Below are 24,702 nucleotides of genomic sequence, written 5' to 3'. Positions count from 1 at the left end.
TAACAATCAACTAATTAGATAAATGGACAAAATTATAAATAACACATTACATAATCTAGGCATTAAAAAAACGAATTTAGGTTTAAGTACTGGAGCAAAATGGATTGAAACACGTGGTTCGTTATTGAGCTCTGAAAATCCAGCAACTGGTGAAATTATTGCAGAGGTAAAAACAGCAAGCATTGAAGATTATGAGCTAATGATATCCAATGCTAATCTCATATTCAAAGAGTGGCGACATTGGCCTGCCCCTCAAAGAGGCGAAGTTGTAAGGCAAATCGGCATCAAATTAAGGGAGCACAAAGAAGATCTGGGTCGATTGATTAGCATTGAAGTTGGAAAGATTCTTCAGGAAGGAATGGGTGAAGTGCAGGAGATGATTGATATCTGCGATTTTGCTGTAGGACAATCGCGCTTAATGAATGGGATTATGTTGCGTTCCGAACGTACAAATCACAAAATGTACGATCAGTATCATCCACTGGGAGTTGTAGGCATAGTAACATCATTTAACTTTCCTATTGCTGTATGGGCTTGGAATACAATGCTTGCAGTAATTGGCGGTAATGTTGTTGTATGGAAACCAAGTTCAAAAACGCCTCTCACTGCAATTGCTGTTCATAAAATTATTGCCGATGTTTTGGTTGCAAACAATGTTCCTGAAGGGGTTCTCAATCTTATCATTGCAAAAAGTTCTGTTCTTGGTGATAATTTCCTAGAAGATAAGCGCATCCCCTTACTCTCGGTAACGGGTTCAACAAAAGTGGGTCAACATGTTGCCGAGATTGTAGGTAAAAGATTCGGTAGAACAATACTTGAATTAGGCGGAAACAATGCAGCAATTATAATGCCTTCGGCAAATATCGATCTTGCAATTCCCTCTATCGTTTTTGGGGCAATTGGAACTGCGGGACAGCGATGTACATCTACCCGAAGGGTTATTGTTCATGAAAAAATATACGATGAAGTTAAAAATCGGCTAACCAAAGCTTACGCTCAATTCGAAAAACGCATTGGAAATCCGCTTGATCCTGCAACTTTAATTGGGCCTATGATTGATAAATCGGCTGTTTTAGCATATATAAGTGCAATTAATGATGCGATACAGGAAGGTGGAAAATTGATTTGCGGAAAAAAAATTATTTCAGGTAAAGGTTTCGAAAACCAAACATTTGTCGCTCCCACTATTATTGAAGCAGATAATCGTTTCAAGATTGTTCAAGAGGAGACATTCGCCCCAATCCTTTATCTTATTAAGGTTAAGTCATTTGAAGATGCTATTGCTACTAATAATGATGTACCACAAGGTTTATCATCTACCCTATTTACTACTAACATGATGGAGATGGAACGATGGCTATCGGAAGGTGGTTCTGATTGCGGAATTGCCAACGTAAATACGAGCACTTCTGGTGCTGAGATTGGTGGTGCTTTTGGTGGTGAAAAGGAAACCGGGGGTGGTAGAGAATCAGGTTCTGATTCCTGGAAACAATATATGCGCAGACAAACTGTAAATATCAACTATGGTAACGATCTTCCTCTAGCACAAGGACTTAAATTTAATACTTAAATCCCAATACTTTTTATATACCTAATCCAGAATAAATATTAAAAATGTTTAAAAATAATTGACTTGGATTAAAATAAAATAGAAATTGCATCTGCTTAACGTTAAGTAATATACTTTAACTTAAAACTAAACAGAAAATGAAAAAATCATTTGCAGTTCTACTAATTATTGGAATGTGGGGTTTTATGATGAACTCCTGCCAAAAATCTTCGGATGTTAAGCTTACTAATGATCAAGAAGTAAGTACTCTTCATGCATTAGGTTGCAATCTTTTACCAGCTGATGAATACGCTAAAATCCCAGTAGCTAAAGAGTTAGAAGGTGTTGTTACAAAAGCCGCAGTGATGCTAAATGTACCTCCCATTGGTGATCAAGGTGGTGAAGGTTCATGCGTTGCATTTGGAACTACCTATGATGCCCGTAGCATTTTTTGGCAAACAGGACACCCAGCTGCATGGAGTTACAGCGTAAATATTTTCAGCCCTGAGTACGTTTACAACCAAATTAAGGTTAAGAGATCATGTGCATCAGGTGCTTATGTAACCACAGCTTTGAATTTGTTGAAATCGCAAGGTGTTTGCAGATGGTCTTTAATGCCATATACCGATGTTAGCTGTACAACAAAGCCTAATACAACCCAAAAGGCTGACGCTGCAAATTATAAAATTGCGAGCTATAGCACTGTTTCTCGCACTACTACCGCAATTAAAGCCCAATTGGCTGCTGGAAAACCAGTTATAGTTGCAGGTCCTGTAAGTAGTGGATTTATGTATTTAGCTAATGGCGCCGTTCTTACTACCTTCGTTGGAGGTTCTTTAGGCGGACATTGCTATTGCGTTGTTGGTTATGATGATGCAATTGGTGCTTTCAAATTCATGAATTCATGGGGAACTGGCTGGTCATCAGCAGGTTTTGGCTGGATAGCTTACGGTTATGAAACTACATGGTGGCAAGAAGCTTACATACTTAACTAGGTTCTTCATATACATATATAAAAAAACCCTTCAGTAATTCGAAGGGTTTTTTTTACAATATTATTCAATTAAAAGATATTAAGGATTATACAACGAAGTAATTAAAAACTTATCTCTATATCAATATAATTAAGTGAGCTGTTCTAAAATTAAATTACTGATTTCCAGATGATCGTATTTAGAGATGTTAAATACAAAAGGTTGTTTAAAATTCCATTTTTGAATCACTTTTTCTGCAATACTATCACGAACAACGAGTAATAAATGAGTATTTGATCTATCAATCAAATCTTGGATACTTGTTGCCCAACCTTGGTTTTCACACTCCAAATTTCCAACCTCATCAATAACAACAATTTTATTATTCCTGTTATTCGATGATTTTATGATGTCCGAGCCTTTCTGCAAACCTTTCGAGAGAACTCTAAATCGTCCAATTTCCATAACGCTTTCGTTGACTTTGAGCCTTAAAAATTCCTCGTTATCGCAAGTTGCGATATCAATAATATTATAGCCAATGGTGGTATTATTTTCCATTACCCTTGGGGAATAAATGCCACCCATGGCAATACCCTTTTCTTTAAATACCTCAATAACCTTTTGCACCATTGCAGTTTTACCCTGACCTATTGACCCAGTGATAATAAATACTTTTTGATTAAACTGTATTCTATTTTTTATTTCATCTAACCTAAAATCAACCTGTGAAATGATTTGGTAAATCACAGATATAGGATTTTTAACAATTGTTTTAAATTCTGGAATATTCGCAATCATCGATGGTAAACTTTCGAGCGAAAGTTCTAAGGCTAAAGGCAATTGTTTAAATGATGTTTTGAGGAAAAAATCACGAATCCGAGGATTGTACAATTCGGTTCCTAAAACCGAAAAGCCAACTATAATAATAACCGCTCTGAAATTCATCTGAAGTCCAATCAATAATCCTTGCATCAAACTATTTTCATGGGATTGAACTTTAGTGAAAACAAAAGCGGTGATCATTGTTATGATTACAAAGAATATCCAGAATTTTGGTTTGGATAACTGACGCAACGCCCGTTTATATCGAAATGCCCAAAGTGTAACAGTACTTACAATAAATAGTCCCCAATATATATAAGGTGTATAATTCAATAAAGTTAATGCGCCAATTATTAATAGTATATCAACAAAAAGCCAGATCATTGAATAATTGAAATCGAAATTCCGTCTATTCAGTGGCTCAAAAGTTCTATTGGCAATGATTTCTGTTCTATGTTCTACTGGTTGTTTTAAGATTTTTCTACCCACTCTAATTCCAATTATTGCTGCAATAAATCCTAGCATACAATAAATTAGTAATAAAACCAAGATTGGCAACCAAACTATATCAGAATGTATATCAAGTTGCTTTTGAGTGTATTTTAGTAAATTTGTGTAAAGATCTACAATATTGAAACCATAAAATATTATGAAGTTTACTATTTTTTGAAATAAATTCCACGACATGGCAAGCATAGCACCAAGTATATAGGCCGCTATTGTTTTTCCAAATATTCTAACAGAAATTTCGAGTAAAGCTGCTTCACAAAGTATGGCAATTATTGGCCCAAAAATCACGGCACTTGGCGACATGGTTTTCATTAAAGCACAAATTATTCCTGCACGCCAAAATATTCCTTTTTCAGTCCAGATATAACTTACGGAAATTAAAATGATAATACCAATTGCTGTCAGTATATTTCCACTAAATGGAATCTTCAAATTATGTAGGAAACTACCTAGAACAATCTCCGATGCAGCCCAAATAGTTCCTACAATTGAGGCTTTAATCCACTTCTCATTTAGTTCACTAATTTTTTTCATCCAGAATACAGATTTTTTGAGCGCAGTATTTAAATAGATGAAAACCAGTACCTGCCTCACCAACAATCGAAAATAATAAGCCAGGATCGGTTATTCGTGTTGCACCAATAATATTAACCTTATTTTCGAATAAAACATCTGGAATTAAACTACTTGAAGGTCCAGCAACAATTACCTGTGTATTGGGTGATATTGCAGAAAGCAAACCATCTATTGTGTTGTTTACCAGTGTTAAGCCTGTTATAATTATGACATCGGAAATGGGTAGAGTTTTAGTGTATTCTTTTGCAGGAACATAGTATTGCTTTTGCTCTTCAGTAAGCACATTTTCGTCCAACTCCAAAACATATAACTTGTTACTCGTTTCAGATATTCTGCGAATATAGGAATGAAAGCCACCAACAAGCGTAATGGTTTTCTGCGATTTTAAATCAATAAGATCTATAGGGTCTATGTTTTCAAGTATTTTATAATTCGATTTAGAAAGTATTTGTAGAGATATTGCGTTCAACACCGCAACTCTCATTGAATCAAGTAATTTTAATTTCTTATTTGTTTCGAGTAAATCAATTACCCTTTGACCTATAATTTTTGTTGGTGTGAAATCGCCAAAATCACGATTGTTTTTGCTACACGGTGGATTGGTATCAATATCTGTACTGGCAACGCCACAACTACCATCGGACAAGCGAATAGCTGTAAGGAATACCCCAACTCTTATATCCGAGATTGTTAAATTTTCAATTTGATCTTTGTATTTAGTTTTTATCAAATCATAGGTTTTGTCTAAAATCATGTGGCAATTTTTTACAAGGATTAGTGAAACAAGAAAGGCAAATATATTAAAAGTTCACTGGAGCGATATGTAAAATAAAAACTTTGAAGGGAGTGGTCACTTATCTATAAATAATGCCTTGAAAAAAGGTATCAAAAAAAATCATATTAAAGAAATTTTTTTTAATTCCCCTTATAAGATGTAGCAAATCTGCGCCCCCACACAACAATAATTGCCATACCTAGTCGAGGTAAAAACAGCCACCAAGCGGACACTCCAATAGCTGCAAAAAGAATTAAATCCTCTAAATTGGAATGCGAAATTGCAATATGAAAATTGAGAAGATCTGCATCTTGTCTGGTAATTCTACCACTTTCAACCTCATCTATCATTATTGCCGAACCATAAGCTAAACCCAAAAGGTTTGCGGCCATCCACATTACGGAGGTAGATCCTGACAATCCCATAATTTTTAGGAATGGACCAAAGATTTTAGTCAGTAGATCGGTTATTTTGAACTCTATTAGTATCTTCTGGAGTATCATTAATAGAGTTATCAGTACAACTATTTTAATGCTTAACTTCAATGCCGATATTGTCCATGTAGACAACACTTCTTTAAATATAGGATTAGAAATTTGGTGCAATCCCAAACCTGATGATCCCATCTGAGCTGGTAGTAATAAATTTAGTAAAGCAGCAGCCGCTATAGAACTGATAATTCGAAGTGCTATTATATGCCAGACCTTAGAACCTGTCTTCTTTTGAACAGCCGTTTCTACAATCAAGTTGTGGGCAATTAAACTCATTATGGCCAATATGGTCATCTCCCTTAATGTAAAATTCAAAGATGTGATAACGGCAATTGCAGAATAAACGTTTAGGAATGCTGATGTAATATAAACCAGAGCAGCTTCGCCTTTAAGACCAATAAGGTTGAACGCAGGAGATAAAAATTCAGAAATAACGTTCAGAATGCCAAAGTGATACAAAAGGGTAACGGTAAATGATATCGGAATCGTAATTTTGAGAAACCATAATGATGTTTTTATAGCTGATGGCATTGCGTTTTTGACACAATTAGCAATGCGCTTAAGTATTGAACTATGATTTAAGGTATCCAACTGTGATTTTCCAACTCTTTTCATAAATCATAAAATCTGTCTGTCATTATTTTACCTATGTTCATTCCAAATAATGCTATTCCTGCAAACTACAAACTCTTAGCAAAGCTAACAACATTGCCATCCGGTTACTTTGTTATACTCCAAAAATTCATTGAAAATTTTCTTATGCCAAAAATGGGAATAGTGATATACTGATAAGTATTATTGTGGGTATCTCTCAATAAATAAAATGATATAAGGTTCGAATTGTTTATTGATTGGATTAGTTATGCAGTTTTTCTAAATCTTTCCTTAATTTTTTTGCAAAAACAGCAAATTGGCTGTTCGAATCTTCTGTTTCCTTGCATGCTCTAATAGCCTCATCAATTTTAAACTGATTAAGATAAGCAAGGCTGAGATACCATTTATAGTGTTCTTCGTATATACCAGTATTGGATTCTTTTAAGATGGTATTAATTAATAATTCAGCTTTTTCCGGTTTGTTCACTTCAAGATAGGCAGAAATAAGCATTAAGTTTAAGATGTTATTTTTACGATCTTTTTTTACCCTACCCTCAAGTTCATTGATAATTTTGTCGAAGTTTTTTGATTTATAATTGGAGAATAAACCATAAAATTCGCTATGACCAGAGGCATCTCTATTAACCAAAGGTGCATCAAAATTTTGATAATATTTGCTATAAATATTCTCTGGCTTTTGTGGAATTCTCTGATAGAAGAAAAATGATGTACAAATCAGTATAATTAGACAAGATGCAGAGATTAATCTATAATGAATTTTAAATTTTTTCTTTTTCGCATTCGTTTTTGCTTCAATTAATTTTGATTTTAAATTAACACAATCTTCTTCTTCAAGAACAACAGCCATTATTTTACGAGAAAGGATTAATTCCTTTCTTAGTCCCTCATCAAATAACAATTCCCGTTCAAAACTTTTTCGTTCTTCCTTCGAAAGTTTGCCCGTAATATAATCGTCAATATCTCTATAAAAATTCCGATTCATCCATCTCAAATATTTTATTATACATCGGATCGCTTTTAATACTTTTTATTAGAATCTCTTTGCAAATATACTTCTTTCGTTTGGCATATTGGCTTGAAGAAAAGCCAAATTTTTCAGCAATTTCCTCATAACTTAATCCACCATAAAAAGCGTTAATGACTCTCTTGCATTCAGCATGGAGCATCTTAAAATGTTTATAAAGCAAAGTTCGTTTTCTATTGTTAACGTACTCCATAAACAACATTTCCTCGCCACTTTCCTCTAAAGGCAGTTCATCCCACTTTAATTTTGATTTTTCCCGGTAAAATTTAAACCATATCTGTTTACAGGTAACCATTAAGTAAGGTTGAACAATAGTATTCTCGTCAAGTTCCTTCGATTTAGCTTTACGGTAGAAAATTATAATAGCTTCTTGAAAAATATCATCAACATCTGCCTCTTGACCCCCATAACCCCTGATCATTGAAAGAACTTTTGGGAAAAAACTGGAGTACAAGTAGTTCAACGCCTCCAAATCTTGTCCAATAATACCCCTATATAATTGAGAATTACTAAAAACTTCCACTCCAAATTTGAATTAGTGCTTCAAACAAAACTATAAAAAAGGAAAGCAATTTAAAATATAATAACGATTAGTTTCATGAAATTTTACAATAGATGTAATCGATAACAAAATAAATTTACTAACAAATAGAAAATCAAATCATTATCGATTCGCAAAAAATATATTACTGATTTAAATATAATAAAAAACCCCAAAAGAAGATCTTTTGGGGTTTTGTGCGGGTAAAGGGACTCGAACCCCCACGTCTTTCGACACTAGATCCTAAGTCTAGCGCGGCTACCAATTACGCCATACCCGCGAAAATTGTGGTGCAAATGTAAGATCTTTTTTTAAAAGCACAAGTATGTTTATAACTAATTACAAATAATAGTTAAAATAGTCTGAAAGTACAGGGAAATTTATTTTCTAAGTTCAAAGTTTTTACCCAAATATAATCTCCTAACCTGTTCATCATCTGCCAATTCCTGAGATGTTCCAGCCTTGAGAATATCCCCCTCAAAAAGAAGGTATGCTCTATCAGTAATTGTTAATGTTTCATGAACGTTGTGATCAGTTATAAGAATCCCTATATTCCTATCTTTAAGATGAGCCACTATATTCTGAATATCTTCAACCGCTATTGGATCAACACCCGCAAAGGGTTCATCAAGTAAAATAAACTTTGGATCTAATGCTAACGCGCGTGCTATTTCAGTACGTCTGCGTTCACCTCCGGATAGTTGAATTCCTAAACTTTTCCGTATTTTTTGTAGGCCAAACTCAGTTATAAGCGACTCAACCTTTTCTCGTTGATAGTCCTTGGGAAAAGTTGTCATTTCAAGCACTGATTTGATATTATCCTCAACGCTTAAATCTCGGAAGACTGAGGCTTCCTGAGCTAAATAGCCAATTCCTCGTTGTGCTCTTCTATATACAGGTTCATTGGTTATATTTAGGTCATCAAGAAAGATGCTTCCAGAATTGGGATGAACCAACCCAACTATCATGTAAAAAGTTGTGGTTTTCCCAGCACCATTTGGCCCAAGAAGACCAACTATCTCTCCCTGGTTCACCTCAACGGATGCACCTTTTACAACGGTTCTTGCTTTGTAACGCTTAATAAGATTGTTGGTATAAAGCCTCATATTATAATGCTTGATAGCTACAAAACTAGTAAATTATGTTAGAATATTATTTGCAAACCTGCACGTATTCCAAACTTTTCGATATTTGGATTATTTAAGTGGGTTAATCTCCACATAACATCAATTCGAATAACCTTAAATATATTTTCAACACCTGCTCCAGCTTCCATATATGGTTTAGACACCTCTTGTAAACCATAGGGGAAAACAAGCACGTTCTTGTTCTTATCATTAATAGATCCAATTAAAAACTTACCAGATACAACCTCGCGCCATTTTAATCTGCGCATTAATGGTATGTGATTTAAAAAAAATCCCTGAAAATGGTGCTCTAGGAATAATGATGTATACTGATCCGAAGCAAATTCGTAATAGTTCATCATGTTAAATGCGTATCTATCGAAAGCATATGTCTCGTTCCCTTCGTGTAATTGAAGTAACGGATATGGAACAGTACCGAATATTTTCCCAGCATCAACAATTACTCGAGCATAGCCAAAAGGATTTATTGAAAATTTATGGTAATAGTTAAAATGTAATTTAAGATAGCTGTAATCACTTCCAAACAATCCTTTTTGTGCTCCAATAATATCAAAATTTACTTCAGGATATTTACTACCTAAACTTACACGGTCAAATTCCCCTGTAACATACTTTTCATCTTTAAGCCACCGAGTATTTAAAGATAAACTTGTACTTATAATTTTTGTAACAGGTGTATTATCAATTTTCAAGTTAAATCTTATTGAATCTGATGGGTATATGCGTTTATAGCTAAAGCTAAGTGTATTTGAAAATCCTGCAAACCACTCTTTTTGGTAATTACCAGAAAATTCATTCACTAAAGTAAGTTTGTAATTAGGATTCCGACGAAGTACGGAAGTCATAATATTATCTTCAGTCAAGGCGTATGGGCTTTGACCAAGTTGCTCAATATCACTCTTATATTCAAATTTCAATGTCTCCCTAGGTTTTTTACTCAACATATACAATGCTCCTAAACCGTACTTGAAACGATTGTCCTTATCACCATAAGCCAAAAATGTAGAAAGCATCAACTTTTTGCTAAACTTATTGCTTGTTCGACCAGATACCCTGAAGCGATTACCTTCAATCTCGTTAAAACTATAAGTCTTATAGTATGGTCCAATCTCGAAATATCCTACTACATAATAATAATTAACAAACATGTTAATTATGTCGAAGAATGTTTTGTACATAGGAACCTGCTTAACAGAGTCAACCATCTCATAAATTTTGGCTTCTTTATCGGTCAAATTAAATGGACGTGTTTTATCCCAATATTTCTCATCCTGTTTGAGTGCTCCATCCTGAACAACCACATTGGCTTGAATTGCCTGAATTGAATCTACAATTGGTTCTTTTATTTTAACATTGTTATAAGATGACGTTTTTCTTCCAAAAAAGCCTGTTGTTTTATCGGTTAAATTAAAATCAACAAAAAGTGATATCTGCTTAGGAAACCAAAGAGTATCATTTACAAGCTGATATTCCGCTGATGCAACAAGATCGTTTACAAAATTCAAATTGACATTTTCCGCCAACCTTACCTGTGCTTTTACTATTGCCCATGTTGTGTCGTTAACCCAAAAATCTCCCGTAAAGGTTGGTTCCATTTTACGCTTTGGTTTAAATGATATTTGGTAGCACCATTTTTTTTCAATAAATGTACTATCTATCAAATAGTATTTGTAATAAAATAAACCGCCATCTGCAATAGGGCTTACAAGACCTTGATCGAATACATTTATATAGTTATCATATAAATTTATCTTTTGATAAATTTTACCTGTAAACTGAGATACACTTTCATTATTAACTCCAGAAATTTTAGTGGCCTTAATTACCTCTTTTTCAATCTTAGGAGATCGTTGATAGTGATAATCGGAGATTGCCTCTGTAATAAATACTGGGAGAAAAGTTTTACCTGTTATAGCGTTAGTATCAACATAGTTAAAAACAAATTGGAACTGCTTGAATATTTTTCTTTTCTTCATTTGATCATCAACATTATTCAAGTCAATCTCAATTTTATTATAACTTTCATAGGAATACGATTCAAGTTTTTCAGGATCGTTCCTCCATTTATTTTTTATGATTTTTCTGAGAATCGGGTGAGCTGGATTCTCACCAGGAATAATTGTTACTCCCTCTATAGCAAATGTTGTTGCCTTAAGTTCTATACTTAATTCTTGATATTGACCTTTTCTAATACTTACTGATTTTGGGTTATATCCAACATATGATACCAATAAAGAATCTGTAGCTCCACGAGTCTCAATAAAGAATTCACCTTTGAAATCAGTAATGGTACCAATGGATGTGCCCTTAAAGGCAAGGCTAACAAACGAAAGTAACTCTTTTGTATCCGCATCAATTACTTTGCCCCTAATTTTAGTTAGCTGAGCAAAGGCTTCTTGTTGACTAAAAATAACTAAACAAAGTATTAACGCTAATAATTGTATTCGATGAATTTTGCTTCTCATTTATAAATCTTAAAAAACGAAAATAGTAAACAATTTTAACTTGCAATTGGTTTTTCCTTAATAATCCTTGATGAAAGAAGAATACTTACCTCAAAAAGCAACCACAAGGGTATCGCAATAATGGTCATGCTAAGCACATCAGGAGGGCTAATTATTGCGGCAATGATCAAAATTACAATGAATGCATGTCTTCTATATTTTTTTAGAAATGCAGGTGAAAGTATCTTTATTTTGGTTAAAAACAAAACCAGTATGGGCAATTCAAAAACCAACCCTGTAACCAACGATAGCGAAGAAACAAGTGATATATAAGAAGTTAAATTAATTTGATTCAAAACCTGATTGCTAACGTAATAACTACCCAAAAAATCAACCGAAAACGGTGTTATAAAATAATAGCCAAAAAAAACACCCCCTATGAATAAAGCGGAAATGATTAAAACAGCTCCTCTTGCCTTTTTTCTTTCGCTCTCATAAAGGGCTGGACTAATAAACTTCCAAAGTTGATATATTATATAGGGGAAGGCAATTATCAAACCGGCATACATTGAAACTGATATATGAGTATTAAATTGTCCTGCCATATCAATATTAATCAGTTGAAATGGCTCCGAATTAATACAAAGTGCTGGAGAATCTAACATCTTAGACAAATAGCACATCATGCGATTTGTGAAAAAATCGGGAGATTTTGGTCCAAGTAGAATATCATCAAATAAATATTTGTACCCTATAAAAGCAGCACCTGCAGCCACTGTAACTGCAATAGCAGATCTTATAAGTACCCATCTTAACTCTTCGAGATGGTCAAAAAAAGTCATTTCTTTCTTCTGTTCTTCTTGTTCGTCAGCCATAAATCCATTTAATTAAACAAGACCCTCTTTCAAAATATCATGAAGATGAATCATGCCAACATATTTATCTTTTTCAGTAACAATCAACTGGGTAATTTTGTGCGATTCCATTTTATTATAAGCGTGGATTGCCATTTCCGCTTTGTCAATCGTTTTCGGATTTACCGACATAATGTCTTTAGCAGTAAGGTTTTCAACAGAATCATTTTTCTGAAGCATTCGTCGTAAATCGCCATCAGTAATTATCCCGGCTACCATACCATTTTCAGTAATTACTGCAGTTGCACCAAGTCTTTTAGATGTCATTTCAAGAATAATTGTTCTTATTTTATCATCTAAATTTACTTTGGGTGCATTTTCTTCAGAAAAAATATCTGAAACCCTCATATATAGTTTTTTCCCTAATGAACCACCAGGATGAACTCTTGCAAAATCTTCAGGTGAAAAACCTCTAAGTTTCAGCAAACAAACGGCAAGAGCATCACCTATAACCAATTGAGCCGTTGTGCTTGATGTTGGGGCTAGGTTATTTGGACATGCTTCTTTGTCAACGGTTGCCTTCAACACATAATCAGACTTTTGAGCCAAATAGGAAGAAGTATTTGAAACTACTGCTATAATTTTATTGCCTAAATTCCTAATTAATGGAACTAGAACTTTAATTTCGGGTGTATTACCACTCTTTGAAAGGCATACAATAACATCATCAGGTTGGATTATTCCCAAATCTCCATGTATAGCATCTGCTGCATGCATGAATATTGCAGGTGTTCCAGTTGAGTTGAGGGTTGCAACTATTTTATTTGCAATAATTGCACTTTTACCAATCCCCGTCACAATAACCCTTCCCTTTATGTTATAGAGCAATAAAACACTCTTTTCAAAGTCATCATCTATATACAAAGCCAGTTTTCCTATTGCTTCAGCTTCAGTTTTTATTGTCTGAATTGCCAGCTGTTTTATGCTATTTGTCATTTTTTAACTATTTTTAACTCCTTTTTATAAAAAACTATAAGAGGATTTATTTTTTTTAAGAATTTTTAGTAAATTTAAAGTACAAAAGTACTGTTTTTTGGTTTATGAATTAGAAACAAGAGATTGAACAAATTGCAATTTGCTATAATGTGCAATTAATCAACTATATATTACAGTAAAATTTGTTATTAAAGAAGAAGGAAAACATAGCTATGAGTATTAATGCGGAAATCTCCCTAAATGAGTATTTAAATAAATATTTTGGATTTAATACTTTTAAGGGAAATCAGGAGGTCATCATTCGGAATGTTTTAGCAGGTAACGACACTTTTGTGTTAATGCCAACTGGGGGTGGGAAGTCACTTTGCTATCAATTGCCTGCTTTAATAATGAATGGAACAGCCATTATCATATCACCGTTAATTGCATTGATGAAAAATCAAGTTGATTCAATGCGTAGTTTCAGTGTTGAAGATGGTGTTGCACATTTCATGAACTCATCTCTTAATAAAGCCCAGATACAAAAGGTTAGGCAGGATGTTACCAGTGGGGTTACAAAAATGCTTTACGTTGCCCCAGAATCTCTAACAAAAGAAGAAAATATACAGTTTCTAAAACAGGTAAATATTTCGTTCTATGCTATTGACGAAGCACACTGTATTTCTGAGTGGGGTCATGATTTCAGACCAGAATACCGACGAATTCGTCCAATAATTAACGAAATAGGTACCGCTCCGTTGATTGCCCTCACAGCAACAGCAACCCCGAAAGTCCAGAGCGATATTCAAAAAAACCTTGGAATGCTTGATGCTAGTGTATTTAAATCATCTTTCAATCGGCCCAATCTTTACTACGAAATTAGACCCAAAGTTAATGCTACCAAGGAGATCATCAGGTATATCAAAAATAATACAGGAAAATCTGGGATTATTTACTGTTTAAGTCGAAAAAAGGTAGAAGAACTTGCTGAGGTATTAAAAGTCAATGGTATTAAAGTTCTCCCTTACCATGCAGGAATGGATTCTGCAACCCGATCAGGCAATCAGGATAAATTTCTCATGGAAGATGTAGACGTTATTGTTGCTACCATTGCATTTGGTATGGGTATTGACAAACCTGATGTCCGTTATGTTATCCATTATGATATTCCAAAGAGTTTAGAGGGTTACTATCAGGAAACTGGTCGTTCTGGGCGAGATGGAGGCGAGGGTCAGTGCTTAACATTTTATAGCTATAAAGATATTCAGAAGCTTGAAAAGTTTATGCAAGGAAAACCTGTAGCAGAACAGGAAATTGGCAAACAACTTCTTTTAGAAACAGTATCGTATGCTGAATCATCAGTTTGTAGGAGAAAAATGCTTCTACACTATTTCGGAGAAGAATATAAAGAGGATAATTGTGGATCATGCGATAATTGCTTACATCCTAAGCAACAATTTGAAGGACACGAGTATCTACAAATGATTCTTGAAACTGTTGTTGCAGTTAAAGAGAAATTTAAAGCAGATCATATTGTCAATATTCTCACCGGAAATGCCAATACTGCTATTAAATCATACAAACACAATAAACTTGAAACTTTCGGTGAAGGTGCCGAAAAAGATGTTAGGTTCTGGAATGCCATTTTTCGCCAAACCATGGTAATGAAATTCTTAGATAAAGATATAGATAATTATGGTTTGCTGTTGTTAACTGATAAAGGTCGAGAATTTTTGGCAAAGCCTTACGATATCATGTTCACCCAAGATCATGAATACGAAGAGGCCGATGACGATGAAACAGGAGCACCCCAGATGGGTAAATCTGGTGCTGTAGATGAGGAACTCTTTAATATGCTCAAGGATTTAAGGAAAAAAACAGCTAAAAAGAAGAACCTTCCTCCCTTTGTTATATTTCAAGATCCCTCGCTTGAGGATATGTCAATACAATATCCGATTACTATTGAAGAATTACAAAATATCACAGGTGTTGGTGCGGGAAAAGCAAAACGTTATGGAAAAGAATTTATTGACCTAATCAAATCGTATGTTGAAGATAAGGAGATTATCCGGCCTCAAGATATGGTTGTGAAGTCAATCGCTAATAAGTCCCTTCTAAAGGTATACATTGTTCAGAGCATAGATCGTAAAATGGACTTAGATGATATTGCAAATGCAAAGAATCTTGAAATGCCCGAACTCCTTAATGAAATTGAAGCTATAGTTAATTCTGGTACTAAAATAAATATCGATTACTATATAGATAAAACGATTGAAGAGGAAAAGCGTGAAGAAATTTTCTCATATTTCCACGAGCAAGCTGAATCAGAGTCTTTAGAAGAGGCTATGAAGTATCTGGGCGAAGAAGATTTTAATGAAGAGGAAGTTAGGCTTATCCGAATCAAATTCCTCTCTGAACTAGGAAACTAAAACAATAATTCTAAGTTTACTTAAAAAAGGTTGATTATAATCAACCTTTTTTAATTCTTAGAAATGCTTCTATTAATTTATAATCATATCCTTTTTAAAGTCACCCCTTTTACAATAATTGAAATAGATGATTTAGCAATTGAATTTGTTCTTAGCATCATTTTTCATTAATATTGTACGTATAAACTCGGCTCAAGTGGAAACTATTTTAAATGTTGAATCTATAAGCAAAGTGTTTGGCAGTATCACTGCAGTTGATCAATTGTCTTTTAAAGTTCAAAGGGGAGAAGTAATTGGAATGCTTGGACCAAATGGAAGTGGAAAAACTACTACACTTTCAATTATTCTTTCGGTTAAACAAGCATCAAGAGGACATTTCAGTTGGTTTAATGGACTTTCAGGCGAAGTAGCTAATAGAAAAATTGGCTCACTCCTAGAAGTGCCATATTTTTATCCTTACCTTAATCTCGAAAAAAATTTGGCAATCACAGCACTTGCAAGAGGTAGGGGAGAAAATGATATTCCTAGAGTTTTAGATGAAGTTGGTCTTCTAAAGCGAAGTAAATCATCCTACTATACTCTCTCCCTTGGCATGAAACAACGATTAGCCTTGGCAAGTACGCTGATTGGAGATCCTGAAATCCTCATTTTTGATGAGCCAACAAACGGGCTCGATCCAGAAGGAATTGCAGAAGTTAGGGAACTTATTAAATCCCAAGCTGTAAAAGGAAAAACTATTATCATGGCAAGTCATATCCTCGATGAGGTTGAAAAGGTTTGCTCCAGCGTAATAATTCTCAAAAAAGGGAAGTGCATTGCTTCTGGAAAAGTTTCGGAGCTGTTGAATGAAAAGCAAGTTGTCATTATTGAAACGGATGATTTTGATCTTCTTTCCGTATTAATTAACCAAAACAATAACTGTAAAGTTCTTAGTAAAGAGAATAAACAGTTCACTATTGAAATTGAAGCAGGTTATACACCATCCGATTTGAACGCTTGGCTATTCAGTCAAGGCATCATTTTAAGCCGATTAGAGCCAAAGCATCTAACCTTAGAATCTCAATTTTTAGAACTTGTTGGTAAAACACAGAATTTATAGCTAATGAAGAATCTAATCAAAATCGAATTCATTAAAACTTTTGGATATCCTGGTTTTCGAACAATAATATTGTTACATGCTATTCTTTTTCTGCTGGTAACTACCATTGGATCACAAATCAATTTGAATATACAAGGGTTAAGAATCGACAAACTTTTTGCATTCCCACATATCTGGGCAACATTTTCGTGGATTGGCAGTTGGTTCAACCTACTATTAGGCATTATAGTTATTATCCTTGTAGGAAACGAACATCAATTTCGTACATTTAGGAAGCAACTAATTGATGGATTGAGTCGCAATCAGATCCTCTACTCTAAAATGGTTATCATTACTATTCTTGCTTTATACGCTTTATTAATTGTTCTATTAACGGGATTTGTTTTCGGCTTAATTTACTCCAATAATATTTCGCTAAGTGATATTTTTGAAAAGACCTCTTATGTGTTAGTACTCTTTGTTCAGTCATTCGCATACATGATGCTTGGTATGCTTTTCGCTTTGATATTTAAAAGTAATGCATTATCTATTGTAACCTTTATACTATTCTTTTTCCCAATCGAACCCATATTAAGAGTTTTTTTTCCATCTCAAATAGACCAATTCTTCCCTATTAAAATTATATCAAACCTGACTCCAATGCCAGATTTTGTTGGCATAACAACAAGCGATCTAATTCAAATAAATGGATCGTCACCAGCAAGTTTCCAGAACATGGGAATAACAACAGAATCGCTATCAGTTGGAATATCTACGCTAGTTTGCATAGGGTACATTACTGTTTTTTACTTTATTGCAAAACAAATAGTTAAGCGATACAATTTTTAAATTTCTTTAAAAAGATTGTCCTTAAATTCCAGCAATTTCTATAAATTGCCTGTGTCCTTACTATTCAAGGGGTTGATAATCTTTAAATTTATTTGTATCTTTACTCATATCCAAAAACTATACGCTATGAAAACAATTCTATCTCTTGTGATTGGAATTACATTTTCAGTTACTATCAATGCTCAAACAATTCTTACATTCAAAACGCATGGGTTAGTGCCAAATGAGAAGAATCCCATGGTACTCACAAAGTATGTTGATCCTGGCATTGAAGGGCAAAATGTTGTTTGGGACTTCTCCATGTTAGAGGCAACAAATAGTTTTACAGGAAATGTCCAAAACCCCTACTCTTTAAAAAATATTGGTGGATTTGAGACTGCAAATACAGTACTTGAAGAATTCGGTAGCTATTTTTTCTTCAATGCAACCAGTTATCAACTAGAACAATACGGTTACGTGTCTAATAGTGGAATTATCTCTATTGAGTATACAAAACCATTTGTAAAGATGCGCTACCCCTTTTCCTTTAGCAGCAGCTACTCAGGAGTTTTCGAGGGGAAATATAACTCTAACAATAAGCCTATTGGTGATATTATAGGTAATTACCAAGTTACTGGAGATGGGATTGGTACATTAATTCTTCCAGGGAAAAAATCTTTCCTTAATGCACTTCGAATTAAGGAAGTGAAGAGTTACAAACAAAAAATAAACGAGAGCACTACGAGTATTGAAGAGATAACCTATAGATGGTACGTTAATGAGCATAGGTTTCCAATTCTTGTATTAATTAACTCCGCTTACACTTTTGAGAATGGGCAAAATAGCACCTCAACAAAGGCTGCCTATAATTCAAATGTTATCTCATCAAGTATGCTTAATAATAACGATGGCGACAATATAAAACTTGATGTATTTCCGAATCCTTATCATGAAAAAGCTAATATTAATTTACATATTGATAATAGATCAGATGTAAAAATAACTGTTTATGATATTATTGGTAAGAAAATAGCAATCATTACAGATAAGTCGGAAGATGCAGGCGATTTAACCTATAGTTTTTCCGCAAAGGAAATTGGTTTAGCAAATGGCACCTATATTATAAAGGTAAAAGTGAACAGTAAGGAAATTACTAAAAAGATAATTGAACTATAAGAAATCATTTTACATATTAAAACCTGATAGGAATTCCTGTCAGGTTTTTTTATTTTACCAACATTTAGTCCAAAAATTATTAATACCGATTGGAAATATATATTAGTCCAATCTTCGCTTCGCTCGATAGTTCTAAACATATTTTCCATCGGCATAAACCAAAGTATAATACAAGTATGTTTTTGGACTGTTAACAAATTCACTTTGGTATAATTTGTGGCTGATAATATAGAAAACCACTTTTTCCCGCAAATCAGCACTCATGATAGCGAACCGTTCATCGTAAGATTTATTAACAAACAAATATACAGATCTTTAACTTATCATTAACACTCCTATTCTTCTATTACCTATAGATAAATGTTCAGATATAAATACTATGTACTCTACCCATTTACCGAATATCACTATATATTATCTCATTTAAGACATTAAATAATTTTAATAAACTCAACTATCACTATATTATATAAATATAAGAAATAGCCTATATTTAATATATTTTTTTGTATTACATATTAAAATAATTGTTTTTAAATCTTTGTTTCTTAATATTACCACGTATTAACAATTCAATTTAATAATAAAAATATTTATATGCTTCTCATGTTTAATTGTTTAATATTAAATATTTCTTAAGTTTTTTAAATTTTTTTATAGATTTAAACCTATATTGATACATTTCTAACGTGAATAATAAAACAAGAACGTCTATTCAAAAATTACCTGCTAAGTACAATAGAGATGCATATAACCAAATATTTAAAGAGTACTATCCTCGATTATTAGCTTATGGCGAACTCTTTTTGGATACTCAGGAGGCAGAAGATATTGTTCAAGATGTTCTGGTATATATTTGGGAAAACTCCGAAAGCATTGAGATTCACACCTCTCTAGAAAAATATTTATTTAAAGCGGTATTTCGACGATGTCTAAACCAGATTAAGCACCAACAAATTCGCAAAGAGCATAATCAATTAGTTACCAAAGAACTGCTTGACTTTGAAACTCAGTACTTCGACCCTGATCAAAATGATTCTATTCAAAATTTTTTTTCAGAGGAGATCCGTGAGGAGATTGACAAGGCATTGGTAAGCTTGACCAGCAAATGCAGAGAGGCTTTCACCTTAAGTTACATTCATGAAATGAAAACCAAAGAAATTGCACTGGAAATGCTTATTTCGGAACGAACAGTTGAAACCCACGTATACAATGCTCTCAAAATCCTCCGAACAAAACTTAAAAAAATTTATCTCCTCTCTATCTGGTTTTGTTAATAGATTCAGATAAGGGCTTTTCGATAAATCAGTAATAGTTGGGCGGTCTAAATCTTATCACAGAACAGCAATTTATTTTTTTATTTTTCACTACGTACTTTTTTCTTCTGGTTTGTCTTTTATGTAAACAACATAAAGTGACAGATCATATCAAAGAACTCCTTATAAAAAAAATTCAAGGAAAGTGCTCCTCAGAAGAAGAATTACAGCTTCAAATTTGGTTAATTGAATCGGAGGAAAACAGGAACATCTTCTTTCAGTACAAAATGTATTGGCAGGCTCAGAAGATAAAAGCCTATTCCAATGAAAACCAATTAAATGCGGCGTTGGAAAAATACAATCAAAGGATCGATAACATTCTATCAAAAGAAAAAAAGATAAAAATCTTTAAAGGCTTAAAGTGGGCTGCTCTTGTTTTAGCATTAGCATGCTTGCCTACTTTATGCTTTTATTTAAAAACGAATAAGAGTGTGGCAACTCTGATTACGGAATCTGTTGCACTTAAAGGTGATATTAAAGTAATAAATTTAACGGACGGGACAAGAGTGTGGTTAAATAAAGGTTCAACTGTTTGTTACCCATCAAATTTTGAACACATAGAACGAACTCTTTACCTCGAAGGTGAAGCTTTCCTTGATGTGAAAAAAGATTCCGCTCATCCATTTATTGTTAAAACCCAAGCCATTCAAATTAAAGTATTTGGTACTTCCTTCAATATAAATACAAGATGCAAAGATAATGTTGTGCAAACCACGCTTGTTGAAGGATCTGTAGTGATTCTTGATGACAAAGGGAAAAAAATTACATCGCTTAGTCCAGGACAGATGGCTTCAGTGGATATTAATTCTAAAAAAGTAAAAATAAAGGGAGTAAATCCCAAATACTACACCTCATGGAGAACAGGAGAGGTGTATCTTGAAAACGCCAACCTAGTTGATATCATTACAAAAATTGAAGAAGTGTATGGAATTAGGATTCAATTTGATACACACCTCGCTTCAAAAAATGTGAATCAAAAAAGGTACAATTTTATATTTCATAGAAGCCAGCCTGTGGATACTGTTTTTGAAATGCTGAATTTCATTGCCCCGTGTAAGTTTGTTAAAAAAGATAATAAACAAAACCTGAAGGATCTCCCAAAATAGAATGAGGGTTATTCGGAAAAGTGTTTAAAAATATTTTTCAACCTAAACTAACATAAATTAAGCTATGGATCCATAAAAATAAAAGAATCGGAACATTTCTGGTTATTAGGAATTCGAATCAATTTGTCAATTCATTATTAATTAAATCAAATTTAAAAGCATGAACCTATACGCAAAGGCAATTCCCATTGACAAAAGATTTTTAGCAAAATTTCTTGTTTTGTCAAGTTTCAGCCTATCACTATTGTTTTGTACTCTTTTTTCAGCATCTGCGAGCGAAAGCATTTCTCAAAAAATATCGCTGAACCTTGAGTTGAAAAATGCACCCCTAATTGAGGTAATCAATGCAATAAAAAGTCAATCCGAGTTCGAGTTTGCTTACGAAGCAAACTTGGAAACATTTATGCTAAACAATGTCTCTTTAAATGTTAAAAACGAAAAAATTGAAAACATTTTAGAGCAGATTTTTAAAGGTACGGGGATAAGTTACCTTGTAAAAGAACGAATAATACTTCTCTCTAAAAAGGAGATATTAAAAACCTTGCCTAATTTACAAGAAGTATCTGTTACTGGTATAGTAAAAGATGATGACGGTCCACTTCCTGGAGTAAATATCTTAGTTAAGGGTACAACACAGGGAACAATAACTGATCCAAATGGTAAATTTTCTATAACAGTACCTGATGCAAGTGCGATTCTTGTTTTTTCATCGGTGGGTTATCTCTCACAGGAAATAGCACTGGAAGGTCGTAACACTTTAGAGATAATCATGAAACAAGAATCAACGAGTCTCAGCGAGCTTGTAGTTGTTGGGTATGGTTCTCAGAGAAAGATTGATGTTACAGGATCTACCAATCGATTAACCTCTGAGAATATGAATAAGAGCATAGCATCCTCCCCTATTGAAATGATGCAAGGGCGTATTTCAGGGGTAAATATTTCGCAAAACAATGGTGAACCAGGAGCAGGCATGTCAGTTCGTGTACGCGGATCCAACTCTATTCGTTCAGGACAAGATCCATTATACGTAATTGACGGTGTTCCTCTTGACAATCAAGATATTACACCAGCAGGAACAACTACAGCAGGTATTAGCGGATCATCAAACAAAAATCCTATTAGCTTTTTAAACCCCAATGATATTGAGTCTATTGACATATTAAAAGATGCATCAGCAACTGCAATTTATGGTGCCCGCGGTGCTAACGGGGTTGTTTTGATCACTACAAAAAAAGGTGAACAGGGAGCGGGCAAAATAACCTATGATGGTTATACTGGTTTTTCAAAGATTCGGAAAAAACTGGATATTCTGTCAGCAAATAAATTTCGCTCATACATAAAGGCTGATGGAACATCACTTACCGATCTTGGCGCCAGCAATGACTGGCAGGATGAGATATTCCAGAGTGGTTATACTCAAAGTCATGATGTGAGCCTTAGCGGCGGAGAAAAAAATAATTCGTACCGTGCATCTCTCGGTTATCTGAATCAGCAAGGAATCGTAAAGACTACTGATATGAAAAAAGTAAACGGAAAGATCAGCGTAACCCAAAAAGCGTTTAAGAATAAAGCTGTATTTACAGGAAACCTAATTGCTTCGAATGTAATGGATCGCCGAGCACCTATAGGTGAAACAGGCGGTTATGAAGGAGATGTGATTTTAACAGCCCTAAAACTAAACCCCACTTACCCAATCTATAACCCCAATGGATCATACTATCAGAACTCCACTACCCAGCGCAATCCTCTTGCAATGCTTAAACTTACAAATGATATTACACAAACTGAGCAGCTGATTGCAAATCTAACTGGCGAGTTCGAGATAATAAAAGATCTGAAATATAAACTGAATATTGGTTATACTAGGAGTTCCGTTGAAAGAAGGATAAATCAGAATAATGAATTGAGCTATTTGCCAAATAATGGCGAGGCTGATATTAATTCGATTCATGCGCAAAACAAACTTATCGAAAACTATTTGACCTATTCAAAAAAAGTTGGAGAAGCTCATCAGTTTAATTTCCTATTGGGTACTGCTTACCAATACTTCAAGGTTACCAGTAGCTCGTTAAATGTTAATGGTTTTGTTGTTAAGGATATTCTATATACTGATAATCTCCGTTATGGAAATTTTTCCGCTGCAAATTCAAATTCCACTGCAAATGAAAACGAACTGCAATCGTTCTTTGGAAGGGTAAATTATGGGTTTAATGGAAAATATCTATTTACTTTCACCGGTAGATTTGATGGTTCTTCGAAATTCGGGGCTAACAATAAGTACGGTTTTTTCCCATCAACTGCATTTGCCTGGAGAATTTCAGAAGAAGGGTTCATGAAATCGATAAGTGCTATAAGCAATTTAAAATTGCGCCTCGGATGGGGTCAAACAGGTAATCAGGAAATTCCAAATAAGATATCACAGATTTCAGTGGGAACAAATCCTTCTGCCAACGGATATTTCAATGGCACATTGACCCCTGGTATCACTTTCTTGAGAACCCCAAATCCAAACATCCAATGGGAAACAACAACTCAAACCGATCTAGGATTAGACTTTGGTCTTTTTAGGAACAGGTTAACGGCAACGATTGATTTGTTTCACAAACAAACAGAGGATGTTTTGTTAGAAATCACATCCAAAGCCCCTGCGGCAACTCAAACACAATGGTTAAATGTACCCGGTCTGAAGATAATCAACAATGGGATCGAACTTGGATTAGATGCATCCATTGTTGATAAGGCTGATTTGACTTGGGATGCCGGATTCAATATTTCCCACATTAAAAACGAGGTTAAGGATTTGCCCGTTAAACTTATTGAAACAGGTAATGCAAGTGGACAAGGTCTTTCTGGTACACGTGTTCAAGTTATAACAAACAACAATCCTATTGGAACGTTTTACGGTCGCGTATTTCAGGGATTCGATGCTACCGGTATAAGTATTTATAAAAAGGATGAGAATGGTGCTGATGTGCTTGAACCTATCGGATCTGCTTTACCTAAATTTACTTTTAGTTTCAATACCAAGGTGCAGTATAGGAAATTCGATCTCAGCATGTTCTTGTATGGTGTGTCAGGTAACAAAATCTATAATAACGCGGCAAATGCCCTTTTTGTAAAAGGTGCTCTTAACAACGGCTCAAACGTAACAACCGATGTATTTAATTCAAACGAGGCAACTGGCAATTCGAATGCCTATTCTTCGCGATTTGTTGAAAATGGATCGTTTTTGAGACTTGCCAATGTAACTTTAGGTTATACCTTTAATACCAAATCAATTGGCTGGATTAGCAATGCAAGGGTTTATGTTACAGGAAATAATCTACTCCTTTTCACTAAATATACCGGATTTGATCCTGAGGTGAATATTGATGCGAGTCAAAACGGAGTACCATCTATTGGTATGGACTTTACCTCCTATCCCAAAGCCCGAACATTTACTTTAGGTATTAGCCTTCAATTTTAATAATC

18 protein-coding genes and 1 tRNA gene are annotated in these 24,702 nt (G+C 34.2%); 9 read left to right on the top strand and 10 right to left on the bottom strand.

The window, feature by feature from the left end; translation table 11 throughout:
• Positions 1 to 22: 22 nt before the first annotated feature.
• Complete coding sequence (locus HOO91_14795; GenBank protein NOU18819.1) at positions 23 to 1,570, top strand: aldehyde dehydrogenase family protein; 1,548 nt, start codon at positions 23 to 25, stop codon at positions 1,568 to 1,570.
• A gap of 137 nt (positions 1,571 to 1,707) precedes the next feature.
• Positions 1,708 to 2,544, top strand: coding sequence for a C1 family peptidase (locus HOO91_14790; GenBank protein ID NOU18818.1), 837 nt, complete (start codon positions 1,708 to 1,710; stop codon positions 2,542 to 2,544).
• Positions 2,545 to 2,673: 129 nt separating this feature from the next.
• Here the strand turns inward: HOO91_14790 and HOO91_14785 are convergent, their stop codons facing one another.
• The 10 genes from HOO91_14785 to HOO91_14740 all read right to left on the bottom strand — a co-directional run bounded on the left by HOO91_14785 (position 2,674) and on the right by HOO91_14740 (position 13,319).
• Positions 2,674 to 4,389: a hypothetical protein gene (locus tag HOO91_14785; GenBank protein NOU18817.1), complete on the bottom strand. Its 1,716-nt coding sequence runs from the start codon at positions 4,387 to 4,389 to the stop codon at positions 2,674 to 2,676.
• Complete coding sequence (locus HOO91_14780; protein NOU18816.1) at positions 4,376 to 5,185, bottom strand: DUF364 domain-containing protein; 810 nt, start codon at positions 5,183 to 5,185, stop codon at positions 4,376 to 4,378. Before HOO91_14780 ends, HOO91_14785 begins: the two co-directional genes overlap by 14 nt.
• Before the next feature lie 161 nt (positions 5,186 to 5,346).
• Positions 5,347 to 6,312 carry a nucleoside recognition protein gene (locus tag HOO91_14775; GenBank protein ID NOU18815.1) on the bottom strand — a complete coding sequence of 322 codons (966 nt, stop codon included), beginning with the start codon at positions 6,310 to 6,312 and terminating at the stop codon, positions 5,347 to 5,349.
• A 241-nt stretch (positions 6,313 to 6,553) separates the two neighbouring features.
• A complete protein-coding gene (locus HOO91_14770) occupies positions 6,554 to 7,294 on the bottom strand; it encodes a hypothetical protein (protein ID NOU18814.1) in 741 nt (246 codons plus the stop codon).
• The gene (locus HOO91_14765) at positions 7,275 to 7,859 is read right to left on the bottom strand and encodes a sigma-70 family RNA polymerase sigma factor (GenBank protein NOU18813.1); all 585 of its coding nucleotides are present in this window, start codon (positions 7,857 to 7,859) and stop codon (positions 7,275 to 7,277) included. The genes HOO91_14770 and HOO91_14765 overlap by 20 nt, the downstream gene beginning before the upstream one ends.
• A gap of 216 nt (positions 7,860 to 8,075) precedes the next feature.
• Positions 8,076 to 8,157 (bottom strand) — tRNA-Leu (locus HOO91_14760).
• A gap of 100 nt (positions 8,158 to 8,257) precedes the next feature.
• Positions 8,258 to 8,983 (bottom strand): LPS export ABC transporter ATP-binding protein, encoded by a 726-nt coding sequence (gene lptB / locus HOO91_14755; protein NOU18812.1) that lies wholly within the window; start codon positions 8,981 to 8,983, stop codon positions 8,258 to 8,260.
• Between the two features lie 38 nt (positions 8,984 to 9,021).
• The gene (locus HOO91_14750) at positions 9,022 to 11,490 is read right to left on the bottom strand and encodes a carboxypeptidase-like regulatory domain-containing protein (protein ID NOU18811.1); all 2,469 of its coding nucleotides are present in this window, start codon (positions 11,488 to 11,490) and stop codon (positions 9,022 to 9,024) included.
• Between the two features lie 35 nt (positions 11,491 to 11,525).
• Positions 11,526 to 12,311, bottom strand: coding sequence for a twin-arginine translocase subunit TatC (tatC, locus tag HOO91_14745; GenBank protein NOU18810.1), 786 nt, complete (start codon positions 12,309 to 12,311; stop codon positions 11,526 to 11,528).
• 45 nt (positions 12,312 to 12,356) lie between these two features.
• Positions 12,357 to 13,319 (bottom strand): KpsF/GutQ family sugar-phosphate isomerase, encoded by a 963-nt coding sequence (locus HOO91_14740; protein ID NOU18809.1) that lies wholly within the window; start codon positions 13,317 to 13,319, stop codon positions 12,357 to 12,359.
• 212 nt (positions 13,320 to 13,531) lie between these two features.
• Between HOO91_14740 and recQ the strand changes: the two genes are divergently transcribed.
• The 7 genes from recQ (at position 13,532) to HOO91_14705 (ending at position 24,697) form a co-directional block, all read left to right on the top strand.
• Positions 13,532 to 15,727 (top strand): DNA helicase RecQ, encoded by a 2,196-nt coding sequence (gene recQ, locus HOO91_14735; protein NOU18808.1) that lies wholly within the window; start codon positions 13,532 to 13,534, stop codon positions 15,725 to 15,727.
• 196 nt (positions 15,728 to 15,923) lie between these two features.
• Complete coding sequence (locus HOO91_14730) at positions 15,924 to 16,826, top strand: ABC transporter ATP-binding protein (protein ID NOU18807.1); 903 nt, start codon at positions 15,924 to 15,926, stop codon at positions 16,824 to 16,826.
• A 3-nt stretch (positions 16,827 to 16,829) separates the two neighbouring features.
• Positions 16,830 to 17,654 carry an ABC transporter permease subunit gene (locus HOO91_14725; protein ID NOU18806.1) on the top strand — a complete coding sequence of 275 codons (825 nt, stop codon included), beginning with the start codon at positions 16,830 to 16,832 and terminating at the stop codon, positions 17,652 to 17,654.
• 126 nt (positions 17,655 to 17,780) lie between these two features.
• Positions 17,781 to 18,809, top strand: a complete 1,029-nt coding sequence (locus HOO91_14720) for a T9SS type A sorting domain-containing protein (GenBank protein NOU18805.1) — start codon at positions 17,781 to 17,783, stop codon at positions 18,807 to 18,809.
• Between the two features lie 689 nt (positions 18,810 to 19,498).
• Entirely contained in the window at positions 19,499 to 20,086 is a 588-nt protein-coding gene (locus HOO91_14715; protein ID NOU18804.1) for an RNA polymerase sigma-70 factor, read from the top strand.
• A gap of 137 nt (positions 20,087 to 20,223) precedes the next feature.
• Positions 20,224 to 21,231 (top strand): FecR family protein, encoded by a 1,008-nt coding sequence (locus HOO91_14710; GenBank protein ID NOU18803.1) that lies wholly within the window; start codon positions 20,224 to 20,226, stop codon positions 21,229 to 21,231.
• A gap of 160 nt (positions 21,232 to 21,391) precedes the next feature.
• A complete protein-coding gene (locus HOO91_14705) occupies positions 21,392 to 24,697 on the top strand; it encodes a TonB-dependent receptor (GenBank protein ID NOU18802.1) in 3,306 nt (1,101 codons plus the stop codon).
• Positions 24,698 to 24,702: the final 5 nt, after the last annotated feature.

It is taken from the genome of Bacteroidales bacterium (genome assembly GCA_013141385.1).
Lineage (GTDB): Bacteria > Bacteroidota > Bacteroidia > Bacteroidales > Tenuifilaceae > UBA8529.
This window is presented reverse-complemented; position numbering and strand designations above follow the sequence as displayed.